Annotated in this window: 30 protein-coding genes; 18 read left to right on the forward strand and 12 right to left on the reverse strand. The window is 63.1% G+C overall.

What is annotated here, in order from left to right; genetic code table 11:
* Positions 1–29: 29 nt before the first annotated feature.
* The 12 genes from K7G19_RS19685 to K7G19_RS19740 form a co-directional block, all read right to left on the reverse strand.
* Positions 30–257, reverse strand: a complete 228-nt coding sequence (locus K7G19_RS19685; RefSeq protein ID WP_226108719.1) for an AlpA family transcriptional regulator — start codon at positions 255–257, stop codon at positions 30–32.
* A complete protein-coding gene (locus K7G19_RS19690; protein WP_226108721.1) occupies positions 254–715 on the reverse strand; it encodes a hypothetical protein in 462 nt (153 codons plus the stop codon). Before K7G19_RS19690 ends, K7G19_RS19685 begins: the two co-directional genes overlap by 4 nt.
* Positions 715–852, reverse strand: coding sequence for a hypothetical protein (locus K7G19_RS19695; protein ID WP_226108723.1), 138 nt, complete (start codon positions 850–852; stop codon positions 715–717). The genes K7G19_RS19690 and K7G19_RS19695 overlap by 1 nt, the downstream gene beginning before the upstream one ends.
* A complete protein-coding gene (locus K7G19_RS19700; protein ID WP_226108725.1) occupies positions 849–1,148 on the reverse strand; it encodes a hypothetical protein in 300 nt (99 codons plus the stop codon). Before K7G19_RS19700 ends, K7G19_RS19695 begins: the two co-directional genes overlap by 4 nt.
* A complete protein-coding gene (locus K7G19_RS19705; protein ID WP_226108727.1) occupies positions 1,141–1,785 on the reverse strand; it encodes a hypothetical protein in 645 nt (214 codons plus the stop codon). The genes K7G19_RS19700 and K7G19_RS19705 overlap by 8 nt, the downstream gene beginning before the upstream one ends.
* Entirely contained in the window at positions 1,782–2,165 is a 384-nt protein-coding gene (locus K7G19_RS19710) for a hypothetical protein (protein ID WP_226108729.1), read from the reverse strand. The genes K7G19_RS19705 and K7G19_RS19710 overlap by 4 nt, the downstream gene beginning before the upstream one ends.
* Positions 2,158–2,448 (reverse strand): hypothetical protein, encoded by a 291-nt coding sequence (locus K7G19_RS19715; protein WP_226108731.1) that lies wholly within the window; start codon positions 2,446–2,448, stop codon positions 2,158–2,160. The genes K7G19_RS19710 and K7G19_RS19715 overlap by 8 nt, the downstream gene beginning before the upstream one ends.
* On the reverse strand, positions 2,435–2,683 hold the full coding sequence (locus K7G19_RS19720; protein WP_226108733.1) for a hypothetical protein: 249 nt from the start codon (positions 2,681–2,683) through the stop codon (positions 2,435–2,437). Before K7G19_RS19720 ends, K7G19_RS19715 begins: the two co-directional genes overlap by 14 nt.
* On the reverse strand, positions 2,676–3,152 hold the full coding sequence (locus K7G19_RS19725; RefSeq protein ID WP_226108734.1) for a hypothetical protein: 477 nt from the start codon (positions 3,150–3,152) through the stop codon (positions 2,676–2,678). The genes K7G19_RS19720 and K7G19_RS19725 overlap by 8 nt, the downstream gene beginning before the upstream one ends.
* A 164-nt stretch (positions 3,153–3,316) precedes the next feature.
* The gene (locus K7G19_RS19730; RefSeq protein WP_226108736.1) at positions 3,317–3,526 is read right to left on the reverse strand and encodes an AlpA family transcriptional regulator; all 210 of its coding nucleotides are present in this window, start codon (positions 3,524–3,526) and stop codon (positions 3,317–3,319) included.
* A 114-nt stretch (positions 3,527–3,640) separates the two neighbouring features.
* Positions 3,641–4,498 carry a hypothetical protein gene (locus K7G19_RS19735; RefSeq protein ID WP_226108737.1) on the reverse strand — a complete coding sequence of 286 codons (858 nt, stop codon included), beginning with the start codon at positions 4,496–4,498 and terminating at the stop codon, positions 3,641–3,643.
* Positions 4,499–4,873, reverse strand: coding sequence for a hypothetical protein (locus K7G19_RS19740; RefSeq protein WP_226108738.1), 375 nt, complete (start codon positions 4,871–4,873; stop codon positions 4,499–4,501). It abuts the gene before it with no gap.
* A gap of 80 nt (positions 4,874–4,953) precedes the next feature.
* Here K7G19_RS19740 and K7G19_RS25130 point away from each other — a divergent pair, with 80 nt between their 5' ends.
* The 18 genes from K7G19_RS25130 (at position 4,954) to K7G19_RS19830 (ending at position 16,944) form a co-directional block, all read left to right on the forward strand.
* Complete coding sequence (locus K7G19_RS25130) at positions 4,954–5,232, forward strand: YdaS family helix-turn-helix protein (protein WP_226108739.1); 279 nt, start codon at positions 4,954–4,956, stop codon at positions 5,230–5,232.
* 228 nt (positions 5,233–5,460) lie between these two features.
* Positions 5,461–5,694: a hypothetical protein gene (locus K7G19_RS19750; protein ID WP_226108740.1), complete on the forward strand. Its 234-nt coding sequence runs from the start codon at positions 5,461–5,463 to the stop codon at positions 5,692–5,694.
* 4 nt (positions 5,695–5,698) lie between these two features.
* Complete coding sequence (locus K7G19_RS19755; RefSeq protein WP_226108741.1) at positions 5,699–6,613, forward strand: DUF1376 domain-containing protein; 915 nt, start codon at positions 5,699–5,701, stop codon at positions 6,611–6,613.
* Positions 6,606–7,967 (forward strand): replicative DNA helicase, encoded by a 1,362-nt coding sequence (dnaB, locus tag K7G19_RS19760; protein WP_226108742.1) that lies wholly within the window; start codon positions 6,606–6,608, stop codon positions 7,965–7,967. Before K7G19_RS19755 ends, dnaB begins: the two co-directional genes overlap by 8 nt.
* Positions 7,968–7,991: 24 nt before the next feature.
* Positions 7,992–8,864: a hypothetical protein gene (locus K7G19_RS19765; protein WP_226108743.1), complete on the forward strand. Its 873-nt coding sequence runs from the start codon at positions 7,992–7,994 to the stop codon at positions 8,862–8,864.
* The gene (locus tag K7G19_RS19770; RefSeq protein WP_226108744.1) at positions 8,861–9,181 is read left to right on the forward strand and encodes a hypothetical protein; all 321 of its coding nucleotides are present in this window, start codon (positions 8,861–8,863) and stop codon (positions 9,179–9,181) included. The genes K7G19_RS19765 and K7G19_RS19770 overlap by 4 nt, the downstream gene beginning before the upstream one ends.
* Positions 9,171–9,392: a hypothetical protein gene (locus K7G19_RS19775; protein ID WP_226108745.1), complete on the forward strand. Its 222-nt coding sequence runs from the start codon at positions 9,171–9,173 to the stop codon at positions 9,390–9,392. The genes K7G19_RS19770 and K7G19_RS19775 overlap by 11 nt, the downstream gene beginning before the upstream one ends.
* Positions 9,386–9,583, forward strand: coding sequence for a hypothetical protein (locus K7G19_RS19780; RefSeq protein WP_226108747.1), 198 nt, complete (start codon positions 9,386–9,388; stop codon positions 9,581–9,583). The genes K7G19_RS19775 and K7G19_RS19780 overlap by 7 nt, the downstream gene beginning before the upstream one ends.
* A gap of 8 nt (positions 9,584–9,591) precedes the next feature.
* Positions 9,592–9,810: a hypothetical protein gene (locus tag K7G19_RS19785; protein WP_226108749.1), complete on the forward strand. Its 219-nt coding sequence runs from the start codon at positions 9,592–9,594 to the stop codon at positions 9,808–9,810.
* On the forward strand, positions 9,807–10,061 hold the full coding sequence (locus K7G19_RS19790) for a hypothetical protein (protein WP_226108751.1): 255 nt from the start codon (positions 9,807–9,809) through the stop codon (positions 10,059–10,061). The genes K7G19_RS19785 and K7G19_RS19790 overlap by 4 nt, the downstream gene beginning before the upstream one ends.
* Positions 10,058–10,465 (forward strand): hypothetical protein, encoded by a 408-nt coding sequence (locus tag K7G19_RS19795; protein ID WP_226108753.1) that lies wholly within the window; start codon positions 10,058–10,060, stop codon positions 10,463–10,465. Before K7G19_RS19790 ends, K7G19_RS19795 begins: the two co-directional genes overlap by 4 nt.
* Positions 10,466–11,148: 683 nt before the next feature.
* Positions 11,149–11,535, forward strand: coding sequence for a Gp49 family protein (locus K7G19_RS19800; RefSeq protein ID WP_226108755.1), 387 nt, complete (start codon positions 11,149–11,151; stop codon positions 11,533–11,535).
* Between the two features lie 7 nt (positions 11,536–11,542).
* The gene (locus K7G19_RS19805; protein ID WP_226108757.1) at positions 11,543–12,388 is read left to right on the forward strand and encodes a hypothetical protein; all 846 of its coding nucleotides are present in this window, start codon (positions 11,543–11,545) and stop codon (positions 12,386–12,388) included.
* A gap of 2 nt (positions 12,389–12,390) precedes the next feature.
* On the forward strand, positions 12,391–12,597 hold the full coding sequence (locus K7G19_RS19810) for a hypothetical protein (RefSeq protein ID WP_226108760.1): 207 nt from the start codon (positions 12,391–12,393) through the stop codon (positions 12,595–12,597).
* The gene (locus tag K7G19_RS19815) at positions 12,594–12,797 is read left to right on the forward strand and encodes a hypothetical protein (protein ID WP_226108762.1); all 204 of its coding nucleotides are present in this window, start codon (positions 12,594–12,596) and stop codon (positions 12,795–12,797) included. The genes K7G19_RS19810 and K7G19_RS19815 overlap by 4 nt, the downstream gene beginning before the upstream one ends.
* Before the next feature lie 42 nt (positions 12,798–12,839).
* Positions 12,840–13,376 (forward strand): terminase small subunit, encoded by a 537-nt coding sequence (locus K7G19_RS19820; protein WP_226108764.1) that lies wholly within the window; start codon positions 12,840–12,842, stop codon positions 13,374–13,376.
* On the forward strand, positions 13,373–14,680 hold the full coding sequence (locus tag K7G19_RS19825) for a PBSX family phage terminase large subunit (protein WP_226108766.1): 1,308 nt from the start codon (positions 13,373–13,375) through the stop codon (positions 14,678–14,680). Before K7G19_RS19820 ends, K7G19_RS19825 begins: the two co-directional genes overlap by 4 nt.
* Positions 14,677–16,944, forward strand: a complete 2,268-nt coding sequence (locus K7G19_RS19830) for a DUF2076 domain-containing protein (protein ID WP_226108767.1) — start codon at positions 14,677–14,679, stop codon at positions 16,942–16,944. Before K7G19_RS19825 ends, K7G19_RS19830 begins: the two co-directional genes overlap by 4 nt.
* Positions 16,945–17,264 lie beyond the last annotated feature (320 nt).

Genomic DNA, 17,264 nt, shown 5'->3' on the forward strand with positions numbered 1-17,264 from the left:
TAGAAAAGGGACCCGTTGGGTCCCTTTGTTCATGCGGCTTTGGACTCCTCTCTGCGCCGGTCCAGGTACTCAGCAAGGTCCCTGATGTCACATACCAGCGCCTTACCTTCCTTGCGCATAGCAACCGGAAACGATCCGGCAGAGATCTGGTTATAGGCGGTCTGCTTTTGGATGCCGAGCACGTCGCAGACGTCGTCCAGGCGGAGCAGCACGCGGCCCTCAAAGCGCGCCGCCAAGATCAATAGACACGAATTCATTTCGGGGCCTCCACCTTGGCAAGCTGCTGGGCGATGGCCGCGCTGATGTTCCGGCTGCAAGGGAAGGCGGGGCCGACTTCAAAGACCGCAACGTGCTTGCCGTCGTTGGCGCCAACTTGGCTTGGGTTCCAGTTGAAGTCGTACCCAGCCAGCCGATCTATGAGCCACTGATACTGCGCTGAGTCCTGAACGAGCGCAGTCACCCACGCTGTCACGTATGCCGGGATTGCATCCGATGTCGCCATAGCGTCGGGCAGGTACTTTTCCATAGGCGACCCAGGTGCCGGGACGGGAAGAATGTCGCGCAGTTGGGCCATCGCGCGTGTCCACGCCTCGCCGGCCGCGATCTTCGCAATGCGGCAGGTGGCGTCTGCGTCTGGATCCCCGGTCAGCTCAAGTACCTCCCCGAATCTGCCGGCCCACCAAGATTCAAAGGTTTGGGTTTGGTCAGTGCTCATCATTTTTCCTTCACGCAGCGCAGATACATCCAGCTGGCGCACAACGACAGTAGAAACACCTTCATGCTGTCGAAGCCCAGTCCCAGGCCGACCAACGTACAAGCCGCAGACACGGCCACGATGTCGAACACGATCATGGCTTGCCTCCGTTGCCGGTGGCCATGGCGCCGACAGCTTCGGCCAAGCGTTCGTACGCCTTCTGGCTGTGGTATCGGCCCTTGACCTTCACCAGGTTGACCGCGGCAGCTATCACCGCGTCCCTGCGCTCCCGCTGGGCCTCTTGATCCGGCCCCGCAGGCGCATCCAGACATTGGATGTGGCGTGCGATCCTGCGCAGCGTTTCGGCGGCGTCATTGATGCCGTCTTGCTCCATCCAGTCGGCGAGCACACGAAGGCGGCTTGCGTCGTACTGTGGCGTCCTTTTCTCAACCATGTCGATCTCCGGGAGCCAAAGCATCTCGCCCGATTGCTGGGCCCGTTTCGGTGACGCGCAGAGTGCCGACACCCGGTATCCAAAGTCCGCCCTGCTTGGCGATCAAAATCATCATCGTTGCGAGCGTGCCGCCTGTAATGGCGACGGTCGTTCTAAAGGCTGGGCGCTCTTGGCTGCAGGGCACATCCAGCATGAACAGGTATGCTTCGCCGTCGACGCTTTCGATGACCCCCACCGCGGTCCCATTGGGTGCGCGCTGGCGCAAGCCGTTGGTTTTCCACTTCAATGGCGCTGCCGGGTTTGTTTCGACTGCGCCGGCATCGTATGCCTCGACCGCCTGGCGCAAGCGCTCGGTGTCCGAGTTGCCGCCAACGATGGCGCGCGCAGCGTCGAGCACGGGGCGAAAGAGGGCGTTCTTTCGGTCGACTTCCCGCGCTTCGATGTCTGCCGACAGTCGGTAGTGGTCCCGATCCCGCTCGGCATCCCGAAGTCGCTTAACCAGGCGCAGCGCCTGAGCCGGCGCCATCCCCATCGCCTTGTTCTCGCTCTGCGCGAACTCGGCCCATGTTTCGATCTCATCCAGCGACAGGTCCGCGCCGTCCGATGATGCGATGTCCATCAGCACGTCATTGGTCATCGTTGGCCTCCGCATGCGGCACGTTCGGTGACCAGCTCGAGGACAGGCGCCCGCTGGCGCATGCCTAGGTCCACTTCGATTTGGCACGTCATGGCTTGGACGTCGTCAATGATGTCTTCCCAGCCGACTGCACCGTACAGGAATGCGTGCCAGCGGCCGTCGTCCATGACGAAAAGCTCCAGCCGCTTCGGGGCCGCAGCGAACTCCCTCCGGCGATCCTCGAGCTGCTTTTTCGCATCCGCTTCGCGGCGCCACTGCTCCATGCGGCGCCTGTGCAGGATCTGCGGGATGCTCGGGTAGCGATTCGGGAGCCGGCCGCGGCGGGGCCCCTGCACGACGCGCTCTTTGGCGGCGCAGGGTAGGGCGATGATGTCAGCCATGGACTCCCTCCGATTGCGTGCGGGCCACCGCGACGATGTCGCGGGTCAGGTCCTGCGCGAGGGAGAAAATGCCGTCCCGCAGGGAATCGTTCATACGGCCGATAACCCCGGCGCTGTCCTGCATCACGATCAGGAGGGCATGCAGCTGCTGCGCCCTGGTTTCGATAACGGCGATCGGCGGATCGAACTCGTTTCGGACGATGAAGGTGTGTCGACCGTCAACGCATGCAGCCGTGCCGGTGGCCGCCGCAAAGGCTTCCTTGGGCAGATTAATTTGCGACATCGCTGACCTCCCGGTTGAAGTCGATCTTCTTGCAGTCGAAGTACGCGGCGGCATCCTCGGCCATGCCGGCGCCCAACTTAACCATCTGCTCGAATACGAATGTGTCGCCTGCCTTTAGGTCGCCCAGCGCGAGGAATAGCGCTTGCAGAGCTTCGAAGGACTCCGCGGCGTATGCCATCGCGCCGGCCGCGTCGTCCAGCGAATTGCGGGGCTTCGCGGTATTGGTCTTAGCCATGAGACGCCTCCCGCGCGGGGAAAGCCCGAATTAGATCGGAGGCTAGCGATTCGGCCGCGTCGTACAGCATCGCATTTGCCTCGAGCGACAACATCGTCAACTGCGAGAGCGAGCAGCGGTTCAGCGAAATCTGTCCATCGATGCAATCGTCATCGGCGCCCACGTTCAGCGCGATGCGCTGGACAACTTCCGTCCCAGCAGAAACGGCCATGGTGCGCTCGAGCATGCGCACAAGCTGTGCTGCTAGATGACCAGGTAAGCGGCCATCACGCGCAGCTGCCGAGACCTCGTCATTCATGAAGCCCGGATAGCGATCGATGTCCGGACGAGAGACCGCGGGAGCGGCATTATTGGCGCCCTTGAGGGATTCAGCGTTGTTTGCTACAGTTCGGGGCGTGGGGGTACCCACCGGCCCAACTTGGGCAGTGCGATTTTTCACAGGTTCGTCCTCGAAGTTACTCGACTGCAAGCGGTTGCCGCCGCTCAGTCACCACAAAGCCCGTTTCCGATTGCCGTCGGAGCGGGCTTTTTGTCATTGGCACGCAAGTCGTTGTGTGCTGTACCGAATATACACAGCATGTGAGTTCAATGCAATCACCTCGTGAGTTTGGTTGCATTTGCTGTGAGTCGGTGTCAGCTGGACCGGTACGAGGAGGGGTCACGCAACCATGCCTCGATGTCGGCGGCGCGCCACCCAACAGCACGGCGCCCGAGGTTGACGGGCCTTGGAAAAGTTGACTCGTGAAGGCGCTGATAGATTGAGGAGCGCGACAGCCCCGTCAGCGCTTGTACTTCCTTGCGGCGAAGGATCGCCAACTCTCTGAGAGCATTCTCGGTTGCCATTTTTGGTTCCCTAGGGACGCTCCGGAACAGCCCGGAACGAATGGCACGATTTAAGCCTTAAGCCTCACACGATAAACGCAATTGCGCGGGCGAGAAGCGCAATTGCGGGGAACCTTAAGGCGTGGCGCGCTTTTCCAAGGCGCTCCGAACGCGCTTCAAGTGTTCTTCGATGGTCCGTTTCGCTACTCTTGCGCCCAATTTCTCTGTGATCAGTTCGATCTGACCGGCTGCTTTCGATGGCATAGCCAAGTCAATTTTCGCCTCTTGTGCCAAGGCGCCAATGAGTATGAGAAGAGTAGTGCGCTCTCGTTCTCCCATAGGTGAACGCGCTACTGCAACGCCACGATCAACCACGCCAATGTCCGCTGCCGCCTCCAGCCATGGAACGGGAATTCCCTTTTTCTGGGCCCATTCAATCACATACGCGGGCGACGGGCGCTCCGGGTGGTTTCCACTTGACCAGATTTTTTGCAGACGGCGCCTTTGAGCCTGGAGTCGAGAAGCGGTCGTCTTGATTCGATCCTTCCAATCGGGGATGTACTCGGAATAATCGCGCCAGAGAGGCAGACCCCAAACCGTGCGGTGCAGAAGGATGTCGCTGTTAGGGATTGGTTCTGTGACCCTAGATCTGCGCGCCTCCAAGGATTCATGATCGAGGGGCTGAATCCCGAGGAGAAGCAGGATTGCCTCATCGACGCTCCAGCTGTCCAAAATCAACCAATCCTCAAGGAGCACCGGAGCAGTCTCGTGGTTGAGCATCGCGACAAGTTTCGAGCCCTCTTCGGTCGTGAAGCGCTCAATATCGGCCAGATGCTCGGACAGCCTTTGCTGCCGCTGCGCCGCGCGCCTTTCGTCCATGCGCTGGCGCTCTTCGTACGTTTTGATGGCTGCCTGTTTACGCCGCTCAATAGCCCCTGAGATGTCAACAACCTGAATCACCGGTTCCGTGACCATTCCGTCTCTGGCAACCATTTACTTTTCGCTTCTTTCTTTGGCGTGCAGGAATTCGGCAAACTGCAAGAGCTCTCTGCGACCATCGAGCGTAAGGGCCTGGAAGAGAGCAACCAAGCTTGCCTCTTGATCCGCGATCAGGCGGACCCGCTTTTCCTCTGGCCGGCTTCCCTTGTCCCCTCGGGCGCTGGTGGGAAGCAGCAACAATTCATCGGTAGTGCAACCGAGCGCGCGCGCCAAGTCGACGGCTCTAGCAAGGGGCGCACCCCCGCGGCTGCGCCAGTTCGCTATGACATTGGTGCCGACATTGAGTGACCTCGCGAGCCACGCCTGAGTCTCCCCAAGCATAGCAAGTTTCGCCTCAATGGTTTCCCACGGAATGTTTTGGATGTCCATGGAAGGCATTCTACATCCCTCTCACAAGATGTGCGTCACACTGTGTTGCATAACACTCACACCGTGTGTATATTGCTCACATGGACAAACACGACACCCCCAACCCACTTGCGTCGGCAGTCGAGGCCTGCGGTGGCCTATCCAAGGTAGCTGCCGCACTAAACGTCACGACGAATCGTCTCGCCAACTGGCTGAAGCGCGGCGTACCAGCCGAGCGCTGTCCCGATGTCGAGGCAGCCACGGGCGTCCCGTGTGAAAAGCTACGCCCGGACGTCAACTGGCACGTCCTGCGACAGACAAGCCGCAAGTCGCGCCAGCGCGCTGACTCAGGCACGGCCGAGGACGGGGGTCCGCAGTGAGTCGGATCTGCACGTCGTGGGACGGCGTCATGGTCGGCATCGCCGCGGCCGTCTTTGTTCTGGCGCCCGTATGGCTGCTCGCTCGAGCCGCCGCTGCGGCCATTCTGCTGAGAGCGACCCGCTCTAAGGGCGCGGCCTCCGCGCGCCGCGTTGTATCGCTGCGGCCCCGAATCTCGTCCGGTGCGAAGCCGGACCCCCGCTACAACCCTAAGCATTCCGGAGCCCGAAATGACCCGCTTCCTCTTTGACGGGATGAGCGCGGAGGACCGCGCGCGCGAGGAGCGTATCCAGATGTTTGCCGACTTCGCCATCGGGTGCGGGTCGTTGGAGGTCGCGAAGGTCTACCTGGGTTTGATGAGGCACGAGATCCTCCAGCGCAGTCCTGAGCAGGTGGCCCGCATGGAGCGGTCGCTCGGCCTGGCCGCGCCTGCATCTACCTCCGACGGGCCTGGGAGCCGGTAACCCAATGGCGAAAGCGAACGAGAAGCGGGCCGACCTTTGGATGCCGCTGTACATATCCGACTATCTCGCGGACACGCTTCACCTGAGCGTTGCAGAGCATGGCGCCTACATGCTCATGCTCATGCACGCCTGGATGAACAACGGCTCTCTGCCGGCTTCGGACGACAGGCTGCGTCGCATCGCGCGTATGGACGCGGACGAATGGCGAGAGGCGGGCCCCGAGCTTCGGTCCTACTTCTACGAGGTCGACGGATCGCTGCGGCACCACCGTTTGGATCGTGAGCTCGATCGTGCCAAGGCGAACATTGAGCAGCGCTCGAATGCTGGCAAAGCGTCCGCCGAGGCTCGGCGCCGTAAGCGCGATGGGGGCGCTGACTTCAACGGGGAGTCAACGAGCGTTGCAACGGACGATGAACGGACGTTGCAACGGGATGGCGAACGGGAGTCCGAACGAAACCCCAACGAAAACGCAGACCTCCACCACCACCATATAAATACAAATACCCCCCATAGCCCCCCATCGCCTGTCGGCGATGAGGGGTATCCCCCCGTGCCGAAGAAAAAGGAAAGAGTGCGCAGGCCAAAGTCCACGTTCAAGACCTTTGTCGACCAGTGCAGGGCAGCCGGTGAAAAGCCCGTCAGCGACTATCGGCCGCTACTGACCTACGTGGAGAAGGTAAAGCTGCCGCTGGAATTCGTTGACCTCTGCTGGCAGGAGTTCAAGGCCGATTTCCTGCCTGGCGGAAAGAACGACGTCAAGCGGCAAGCCGACTGGCGCGCTCATTTCCTGAACTTCGTCCGAAAAAACTACTACCGGCTCTGGTTCGTCAAGGACGGTCAGTACGTCCTGACAACTGCGGGTGAGCAGGCGAAGCTCTGCCATGCGCCGGGCACGCAAGCGGGTAGCGGCAATGACTGAAAACGAAATCCTCGACTCGGTACCGCAGTCGATCGAGTCCGAGCAGGCAGTTCTCGGCGCGCTTCTGCTCGACAACGATGCCATCGACCGGTGCGGGGATCTGCGTCCGGAGCACTTCTATCGCGGCGACCATCGAGCCATCTACGCCGAGATTCACGCGCTGCTGATCGCTGGGCAGGGCGCCGACGAGGTGACGGTCTACGACCGGCTCAAGACCAAAGGGGCCGACGTCGAGATTGGCTACCTGAACAGCCTTTCGCTCAATACGCCGAGCACGGCGAACGTTGCGCGCTATGCGGAAATCATCCGGGACCGAGCGGCGAAGCGCCAGCTGATTTCGCTGGCTGCGGATATGCGGCAGATGGCGGTCGGTGGAGACGGCTACCGGTCTGTTGTCGATCGCGTGCAGGCCAGGCTCGAGCTCCTGTCGCAGGAGCGGGTTAAGTCGGAGCCGGTGCGCGCTTCGGATGACCTGGCCAACTACTTCGATCGCCTGCAAGCCGCGGTCGATGGAGAGATCAGCGCGACGCCGACCGGCTTCCAGGATCTCGACGAGAAGCTGGGCGGCGGCCTCCGCGGCGGCGAGCTCGTCATCGTGGCCGGGCGTCCCTCCATGGGGAAAACTGCCTTCGCGCTCGCGATCGCTGATTCCGCTTCGGACGGCGGCACGGCAGCTTTCCTGTCGATGGAAATGCCGCGCGACCAATTGCATGAGCGCAACGTCAGCATGCTCGGCCGCATCCCACTGCGGCGACTGCGGCGCCCCAACGAGATGACGCCCGAAGACTGGAATCGGCTCACGCACGCGACGAAGCGCATCAGTGACCTGAATCTGTACCTCGATGACCAAGCTGCGCTGACGCTGCTGGATGTCCGGTCAAAGGCCCGCGCCGTCAAGCGCAAGCACGGCCTTTCGCTGCTTGTCGTCGACTACCTCGGACTCATGACCGGCGGCCCCAGGGAGAGCCGAAATCAGGAGGTCGGGAGCTATTCCCGCGGCCTCAAGGCGTTGGCCAAGGAACTGAATATCCCCGTCATTGCCCTGGCCCAGCTGAACCGCGACCTGGAGCGCCGCGCCGACAAGCGCCCGACGATGGCCGACCTGCGCGACTCCGGGGAGATCGAGCAGGACGCCGACATCATCCTCTTTCTGTACCGCGACGAGGTCTACAACCCGAACACGCAGGCGAAGGGCATCTGCGAGGTGCTGATCGAGAAGCAGCGCATGGGCGAAAAGGGCATGGTTCCGCTGGGCTTTCAGGGCGAGTTCACGCTCTTCCACGACTTGGCTCGGGGCTACACGGTGCCCGAGCCCACGAGGCAGCCGCAACCCTCGCGAGCAATTCGCGATTAATCAGAACCAGGCTATGGAGGCCCGATGACCGCATTGACCGAGATCCGCATCATGGAGATTTTCTGCCAGGAGGCGCCTGGCTTGCGTCCGGCAGATAGCCCGTTGGCCTGCATTCGAATCGGGCGCGCCCTCGAGCGCGAAGTACTGGCTCGGGCCGAGCGGGAAATGGCCGGCCTGCGCCAGATGCTTGATGCGGAGCGCCAGCGCGCCGATAACGCCGTAGCCGTGTCCAATGCGCTGCAGGACAAGGTGTCCCGCGCCGCGCCGAGCGGGCAGCAGGCGGAGCAAGAGTGCGGATCGTGCGGGTACACCGCCGATCCCGATTGCCGCATTTGCAGCCCGCAGCAAGCCGATCCGTGCCCGGGCTGCATGCCCGGCGGCGTTTGCAAGACGCCGGAGTGCGGCCGGTTGAAGGCGCTGCAGGCCGAGCAGGCCGCGTGTTCGCGCTGCAAGGGCGACGGTCACACGATTGGAGTGCCGTGCTGGCTTTGCGAGGGCACTGGCAAGAGCCTGACGATGGCCTCGCCGGCCGCCTCTTTGCACGCAGAGAGCGTCAAAGAGGATGCAGAGAGCTTGCAGAGAGGCGTCGCATCCGCGCCTCCGGATTCCGATACTCCATTCCCTCCGCACTGGCATGCGCTACTGGAATGGAACCGCCGACAGCCTGAGCCGCCGATAAGGATCGGGCGCGAGTACGACGTAGCGAGAGCCCACTCCGGGATGATTGCGCCGCCGGATGGCGATGCGGAGCGGAAGCGTGCCGACGCCTTCGTGCGCGAGTTCGAGGATTGGGTGAAGCATACCGGCGCGTTGCCGTGGGGCGGATCTTGGATGGCTGAGGTATCGAGCATCATCGAGCGCGCTGCCGTGGCCGCCAGCAAGGGGGCGAAAGCGTGACGTTGCCAACCATTCCAGACCACGAGCAGGAACTAGCTGACGCCTTCTACGTCAAGTATGGCCCGTGCTGCGCCGGCTGCGACTGGTGGCACCGCATCGACAGCCTGGTTGGCGAGTGCCATCGTTCGGCGCCCGTGTCCGGCATTGAGCGGTACGCGATGCTGGGGGTCCGCTGGACGAGCCGGCCGGTGGAAGCTGGGCATGTGCTGACCACGCGCGACCACCGCTGCGGCGACTTTCTGGACACCTTCGACTGGAGCAGCCTGCCGGCCGCGTATCTGCGGCGAATCGGCAAGAGGAGCAACGATGGACGATAAGCAGATGCGCGAGGCGTTCGAGGCGTGGTGGGATCGGGATGGGACCACGCTTGCAGATTGGGATGGTGCGTGGCTCGGGTGGCAGGCCGCCTACGCCGCGGCCCTGGAGCGGGCGAAGAATATCGCCATCGCGTGTGACCTGGGTGGGCTGTCCGTTGGCGACGTGATCGACGCCATCCGAGCGGAGATACCGAAGGGGAAGGCATGCTAGACATTCTGAGCAACACCATCAAAGCCGCGGTGGCCGTCGCGGTAAGCCCTGTCGACATGGTGGTCGACGTCGTGACGCTGCCCAGTACTGCGCTGGAAGGGAAGGACGCCTTCGGCCGCACCGCGAAGCGCTTCCAGCAGGTGGCCGAGGCGATCGACGCCGCCGTCAAGCCGAAGCGGGAGGATCTATGAATTCGTGGATGCTCGCGCTGCTTGCGCTGGGCTGGTTCGCCGCTGGTTTTGCGGCTGCCGTTTGGGGCGTGACTCGCGATAGGGACTTCAAAGTCGGCGACATCATGCTCGGGATGTGGATGGGGTTGCTGGCCGGCCCCCTCGCTTGGCTGGTCGTCGTGCCGACAGAGCTCATCTTCCGCAACCAAGACAAGACGATTTTCCCGAAGAAGGGCAGCAGGGAATGAAAACCGCAATCTACATCGAGGACGGCATCGTGCAACTGGTGCTGACACCTGAAACCGAGTTCGAGAAGAACGCGCTCCGCTCTTTCGAGGACAAGCCGACATCGGCAAGAATCTTCGCCGGGGCGTTCTATGACTGCCGAGGTGGATGGGTACGGCAGACCTCGTACCACCGGCCGCACGGTTATGGCGACTCGAACGACCGCAGCCTGATCTTGCGGGTGGAAAATCAGCAAGGCGGGTCCCAGCTATGAACGACAAGCGAGACGCGATCGACGACCTCCTGGTCGAGTGGTACGAGTACGAGGACTCCTACCGGCCGGCTCTCGGCTATGGCCGAGCTGACCCGGCGTGCCGGAACTACCGGCCTGGCCGCTATCGTGACTCCGATGAGCTGGCGGAGCTGGCCGAGAGATCGGCGCGCCGCCAAGTATGCGAGGCCGTTGGAGACTGCGTCCGGAGGCTCGAGCTCCGGCACCGGATCGCCATCCAGACGGTCATGCGGAACTGGCTATCCGGGGCGACGGTTTGGCGTGCCGGGCGCCTCAATGGGGAGGACCCCGAGGCGATCTACGCTGAAGCGAAGCGCGCCCTCGCGCCGCTGCTGCGCGCCCGATCCTTGATCGAAGCCCTTGATTTTTCTGAGATTCAGACATAGGATTGCCGGCGTGGTGGGTTCGCTCGCCCGTAGAAAACAGAAGGCCCCGTCTGGCGAAAGCTCGGCGGGGCTTTTGCGTTTACTCACGCATGGCGATTCAGCGCCGACAAAGCAAGCCCGGTATCCGGTACGCAAGGCTAGCAGCGCCGGGGACTGCTCGGGGAGTCGCCAGCCGTGAGGGGATGCGTTGCTTCAGAGCTTGTGCTGGTGTGCCGAACCATGGCGGCGGGGTTAGCTCCCAGCCGGCTCAAGCTCTGAGGGAATGCGCAGGCTGATGCGCGACAAGAAGCGACGTGAGAAGTGGGATAGGCCATATAGGTTCGTCCGCCCATGCCGGAGATCAGCACCGGCCCCTCAACCACCAGGCAAAGCCTGTGGCCATGGAGTATTGCGGGAATGCCTCCGCCCGAATTGACGCCTCGCAAGCGTTGATAGACAGCCGGGAAAGACCGGCTCCTCACGCATGGTGGTTGAACGCGCGGCAGCGTCCTGTGATGGGCCTAAATGCCAGCAGACCAAATCAGGCCAGCCGCCAGCCGTGAGGGAGCACGCCGATGCGGGCGAGCGAATACGCCAGCCTAAGCATCAACCGGGTTTGGCGCCGGCCCCTCAACGAGTCTCCTACCCTCGCATCCTGCGAGCCTGCCCAGCCTTGAGCTGGGCTTTTTTATTCCAGAGGTCCCATGACTGACGCCGAAATTGAGCGCGAGATCGTTGCGAAGGGCAAGACCGCGCCGCGCGTCACGCCGGCCGACGTCGAGGACAACATCGTCGGCGAGCACTACTTCACCGCTCGGGACGGCCGCGAGGGCGCCCTACAGCAGGGCACGTATTTCGGCCGCACTTTCCCGCAGCCGGACGATGCCGATCTGGCGCCCCTGGCGCTCCTCACCTTCTGCGTGCTGGTGCTGCGCAACGGCTTCACCGTGACCGGCGAGTCGGCCTGCGCCAGCCCGGAGAACTTCGATCCGGAGATCGACCGCAAGATCGCACGGCAGAACGCCGTCGCCAAGGTGTGGCCGCTGATGGGCTACTCGCTGCGCGACAACCTCGCAGCACTCACGAAATAACGGCGCCATGTCCAGCGGCATGTTCGGCGACACCCTGAGCGCCGCAAACGCGAGCTCGCCCATCGGGCAGGTCGGCGGGAAGATCCAGAAATGGACTGACCCACTGGCCATGATCCCGGGGTTTGGTGACAAGTGGGTCGACTGGACCAGCAAGGACATCCCGAAGGCCACCAACCAAGTCCTGCAGCCCGTCGTAAAGCCGTTTGCCGAGATCGACAAGACGATTAACCCGGCGCGGCGAATCCCCTTCGTCGACAAGGTGTCGAGCGTGGCAGAAGCCAAGCCTGGCGATGCGATCGGGATGGCCATCGGAAGCTATTTCGCCGCTCCTGCGCTCGCGGGGGCGATGGGCGGCGCAGCTGGAGGCAGCGGAGCCGCGGCAGGTGGAGCGGGCGCTGGCTCGGGCGGCTCGTGGCTGAGTGGGCTGCTCCCCAGTGCTGGCGGCGCCAACTCGCTCACCGGAGCTGGCCTCGGCACCGGTGGCGCGGGTAGCGGCCTGATGTCCGGTACTGCCGGAGCAGGCTACGGCGGCGGCATTTCCTCGTCGATCCTGCCCGGCATCATGCCCGGCGCCACGGTGCCCAGCACTGTCGGCGGGGGCGCGGGCGGCATCTTCGGTGGAGCCAGCACTGGCGGGTTGTCTGCGCTGGACGCTCTCAAGATGGCGGACAGCGGTGCCGGCCAGCAAGACGAAACCGGCATGCGGGCACCCCCCGCGGCTGCTGCATACCGCGGCACGGGCCAGCCGCCCAACTTCATGCCCAGTTCTGCCATCCAGGCCCCGATCGGCAGCGGTCCTGCCGCCGCTCTGCTTCAGATGATCCTGCAGCAGGCCAATACGCCCAAGTTCTGACCATGTCCAAACTGACCGCCGCCAAGCGCAAGAAGCTGCCTGACTCCGATTTTGCCGGCCCCGATCGCTCGTACCCCGTGAACGACCGGGCGCACGCCGCGAATGCGAAGGCCCGCGCGACACAGATGGCCAACGAGGGCCTGCTGTCCGCCGCCATGGCCGGGAAGATCAAGACGAAGGCCAACAAGGTGCTGAAGGGGAAGAAGTGACCGAGGTTGAGGCAATCCATAGCATCGCAGCCGGTCCGCGCCCGACCGCGCGCCTTCGTTTCGTGCGCCGCGACGGAAAGCTGATCCTGCAGCAGGCATTCGAGTCCATCACGGGGTGGGCCACCGGCTCGTGGGGGCTGTCCGTCGAATGGCGCGATGTGCCGGTGGAGGAGGAAGGCGGCGGCGCTAACCCCGCCTGATCCAAGTGTGGAGCCGCTACCCGACAGGGCGCGGACTGATTGATGGCACGAAGCCTAACCCCGAAACAGCAGCGGTTCGTCGATGAGTACCTTGTCGATCTGAATGGCACGCAAGCCGCCATCCGGGCCGGTTACAGCCAGAAAACGGCTGGCCAGATCGCCGAGAAGCTGCTGAAAAAAGCTGAAATCCGCGAGGCGGTTACCGCAGCGCGGCAAAAGACCGCCAACAAGCTGGAAATCACGCGGGAGAAGGTGCTGGCCGAGTACGCGAAGCTGGCATTCAGTGACCCGCGGGCCCTGTTTCGCGAGGACGGCACGCTGAAGCATCCGACCGAGCTGGACGACAACGCGGCGGCTGCACTGGCGCAGTTCGAGGTGCTGGAGGAATTCGACGGCCACGGTGAAAGCCGGGTCCAGGTCGGATTCACCAAGCGCGTGAAGTGGAGCGACAAGCGGGCGGCGCTGGACAGCATCGCTCGCATGATGGGCTGGAACGAGGACAAGCTGAAGCTGCAGGGCGACAAGGACCAACCGATTCAAGCAGTGACCCGCATCGAGATCGTTGCGCTGACGAAATGACGACCGCACAGATTGCGCTCCCCGAGAAGCTGATTCCAGTCTTCCAGGGGGAGGCTGACGTCCGTGGTGCCTACGGTGGCCGCGGCTCAGCCAAGACGCGCAGTTTCGCCAAGATGGCTGCCGTCCGCGGCTACGCCTATGGCATGGCCGGTATCAAGGGCATGCTCCTCTGCGCCCGGCAGTTCATGAACTCGCTGGAAGATTCCAGCCTCGAGGAATGCAAGCGCGCGATCGAGGAAGAACCGTTCCTGCTGGACTACTACGAGATCGGCGAGAAGTACATCAAGAGCCGGGACGGCCGCATCTGGTTCGCCTTCGCTGGCCTGGATCGAAACATCGCGTCGATCAAGTCGAAGGGCCGGATCCTGCTGTGCTGGGTCGATGAGGCCGAGCCGGTGACCGACGAAGCGTGGACGACTCTGATTCCGACTCTGCGGGAAGAAGGCGACGGCTGGAGCGCAGAGCTGTGGGTGACGTGGAACCCCAAGCGCAAGAATGCGCCGGTCGAAAAGCGTTTCCGCAACAGCTCCGACCCGCGCGTCAAGGTCATCCAGCTCAACTGGCGCGACAACCCGAAGTTCCCGGCCAAGCTCGAGCGGGACCGGCAGCGCGACATGGCCGAGCGCCCCGAACAGTACGACCACGTATGGGAGGGCGCGTACGTGACGACGCTGGAAGGCGCGTACTACGCCGCGCACCTCGCCAAGGCGAAGGAAGAAGGTCGCATCGGGTTCTTCCCGGCTGACCCGCTGATGACCATCCGCCTGATCTGCGACATCGGCGGCACGGGAGCGAAGGCCGACGCGTTCGCCATGTGGGCGATCCAGTTCATCGGCCGCGAAATTCGCGTGGTCGACTACTACGAAGCAGTCGGCCAGCCGCTGGACGCGCATCTGGCGTGGTGCCGCAAGCGTGGATACACGCCGGACCGCGCGCAGTTCTGGCTGCCGCATGACGGCACGACGCAGGACAAGGTCTACGACGTCTCGTACGAGTCGGCACTGAAAGGCGCTGGCTACACGGTGACGGTGGTGCCCAACCAAGGGAAGGGCGCCGCGATGGCGCGCATCGAGCGCACCCGGGTCCTGTTCCCGCAGATCCGATTCAACGAAGCAACGACAGAGGCTGGCCGGGCGGCGCTGGGCTGGTACCACGAGAAGCGCGACCAGGAGCGCGGCATCGGCCTTGGCCCTGAGCACGATTGGGCAAGCCACGGCGCCGACGCGTTCGGGCTCGGCTGCGTCATCTGGGAGGAGCCGAAGGAATACGCGCCCCTCGAATATCCGGAGCTGAACATCGCATGAGCGAGCAATTCAACGGCAGCGCAGACGAACGTGGCGTGACGCCCGGCCGGCGCAAGATGACCGACGACGACGTCCGGTACATCACCGACCGGGAAATCACGGACAGTTTCGATTACACGTTCTCGAAAATCGCCGTCGAGCGCGCCAAGGCGATGCAGTACTACCTTGGCCTGCCGGTGGGCGATCTGTCGCCGCCGTCTATCCCTGGCCGCTCCTCGATCGTGTCCACGGACGTCGAGGACACTGTCGAATGGCTGATGCCGGCGCTGATGGAGATCTTCACGGCTGGCGATGAAGTCGTGAAGTTCACGCCCAAGAAGCGTGGCGACGAGGAAGGGGCGCAGCAAACGACCGACGTGGTCAATCACGTCTTCTACGAGATGAACCCGGGCTGGTACGTGCTGTACACCTGGTTCAAGGATGCGCTGATCCAGAAGAACGGATTGGTTAAAGCGTGGTGGGATCCGACGCCGGAAAAGGTGCGGGAGGAGTACCGCGGCCTGACCGATGTCCAGTTCACCATGCTGATGCAGGACGAGAACGTAGAGCCGGTCGAGCACAGCGAGTATCCCGATCCCCATGCGGCCGAGATCATGGCGGCGCAGACCGGGCTCCCGGCGCAGGCGATGCTCGAGCACGCCCCGATGCTGCATGACGTCGTCGTCGTGCGCACTGAAAGCGTCGGCAAGGTGTGCGTCGAGAACGTCCCGCCCGAGGAGTTCCTTATTTCGCGGACGGCCAAGCGCATTGGCGACGGCTCGTGCGGCCACCGCGTGAAGCGCACGATCAGCTATCTGCGCGAGCGGGGCTACAAGAACGTCGACGACATCACCTCGGACGATTTCGCCAACCCGACGATGAATCAGGAGGCGATCGTCCGGCGCTCGCTGGAAGATGCCCCGTACGGATTCGAGGACAGCGACGGCGAGGGCGATCCGTCGATGCGTGAGGTCTGGCTGACCGAGTGGTACACGCAGATGGACTACGACGGGGACGGCATCGCCGAATGGCGCAAGATCGTGCGATCGGGCAATGCCATTCTCGAGAACGTCGAGTGCGACGGCCCTCCGTTCGTGTCGCTGTGCGCCGTGCCCATCCCGCACCTGTTCTTCGGACGCTCGCCGGCCGAGCAGTCGATGCAGACCCAGCGGCTCAAGACCACGGTTATCCGGGGCTTGGTCGACAACATGGCCATGCAGATCAATGGCCGCGTCTGGGCGCTGGAAAATCAGGTCAACATGGATGACCTGTTGACCAATCGGCCGGGCGGCGTGGTCCGCGTGAAGTCGTCGAATGCGGTTGGCTCCCTGCAGCAAGGCATGACCGACTCGATGGGCGCATACCAGCTGCTGGAATACGCCGACGAGATGAAGCAGAACCGCACCGGCGTGACCAAGTACACGCAGGGCAGCGATGCCGACACGCTGAACAAGACGGCGGCCGGCCTGAACAACATCACGCAGCGCGCCGACATGCGCGTCAAGCTGATCGCCCGGATGTTCGCCGAGACAGGCGTAAAGGACCTGTTTAAGCTGATCCAGAAGCTGCTATCGCAGTACCAAGACCGCACGATGACGGTCAAGCTGCGCGGGGAGTGGGTGGACGTGGACCCGCGCGCCTGGAAAAACCAGTACAACATGACGGCCAACGTTGGCCTCGGTACCGGCGACAAGTCGCTCCTGATCCAGCATCTGATGACGCTCGGTCAGGCTCAGACGCAGGCTATGCAGATCGGCGTGGCGACGCCGCAGAACGTCTACAGTGCACTCAAGAAGCTGCCGCCGCTGCTGGGATTCAAGGATGCCGAGGAATTCTTCACGGATCCGTCGCAGCAGCCTCCCGCGCCCCCGAAGGAAGATCCCGACCGGGCCAAGATCAAGCTGCAGCATGAAACGGACATGGCAGAGCTGCAAATGAAGCAGCAGACCATGCTGATGCAGAACCAGGCCGAGGCCGCGCGGGCCCGGGAAAAGCTCGAGGCCGAGATCGCTCTGCAGCGCGAGGAATTGCTGCTGAAGTACGGCCTGCACCCGATGCAAGAAGGCATCACGTTCCTGCGCACCTACCAATCCACACAAGAGGCCCTGAATGGACAAGGAAATCCCCCCGGAGCTCAACCCACGGGACCCGCAATTGCTCCAGGAGCAGGAGAGGGGCCGCAGGGCATCGGAGCTGCTGGAGAACCCGCTGTTGCTGGAGGCAATCCAGCAGATGCGGCAGGAATTCCAGGCGGCATGGATCAACAGCCCGGCGCGGGATTCTGAAGGAAGGGAAAAGCTATGGCACCTCGTAAAGCTCGTGGACAAGCTGGAGAGCTACCTACGGGAAACGGTGACGACCGGCAGAATGGCCTCGGTGCAGATCGAGGAGCGCAGGACCCTCCTGCAGCGCATGATGGATGGGATCAATTCGTGGCGCGGGTAGCCCACGTCGAGCGGACTTCGCCGTCGCGGCGTCTGGCGTGCATCTGGCACCCGGCACCGCGTGGCGAGCATTGGGTCGGCGTCTTTAGCACGGCCCGGGTATTGGTCGGTTCGCCGGCCTACCAGTGGAGCGATGGCGAGATCGTCGTCGCATAGCAGCA

It is taken from the genome of Cupriavidus sp. DB3 (assembly GCF_020418465.1).
Lineage (GTDB): Bacteria > Pseudomonadota > Gammaproteobacteria > Burkholderiales > Burkholderiaceae > Cupriavidus > Cupriavidus cauae.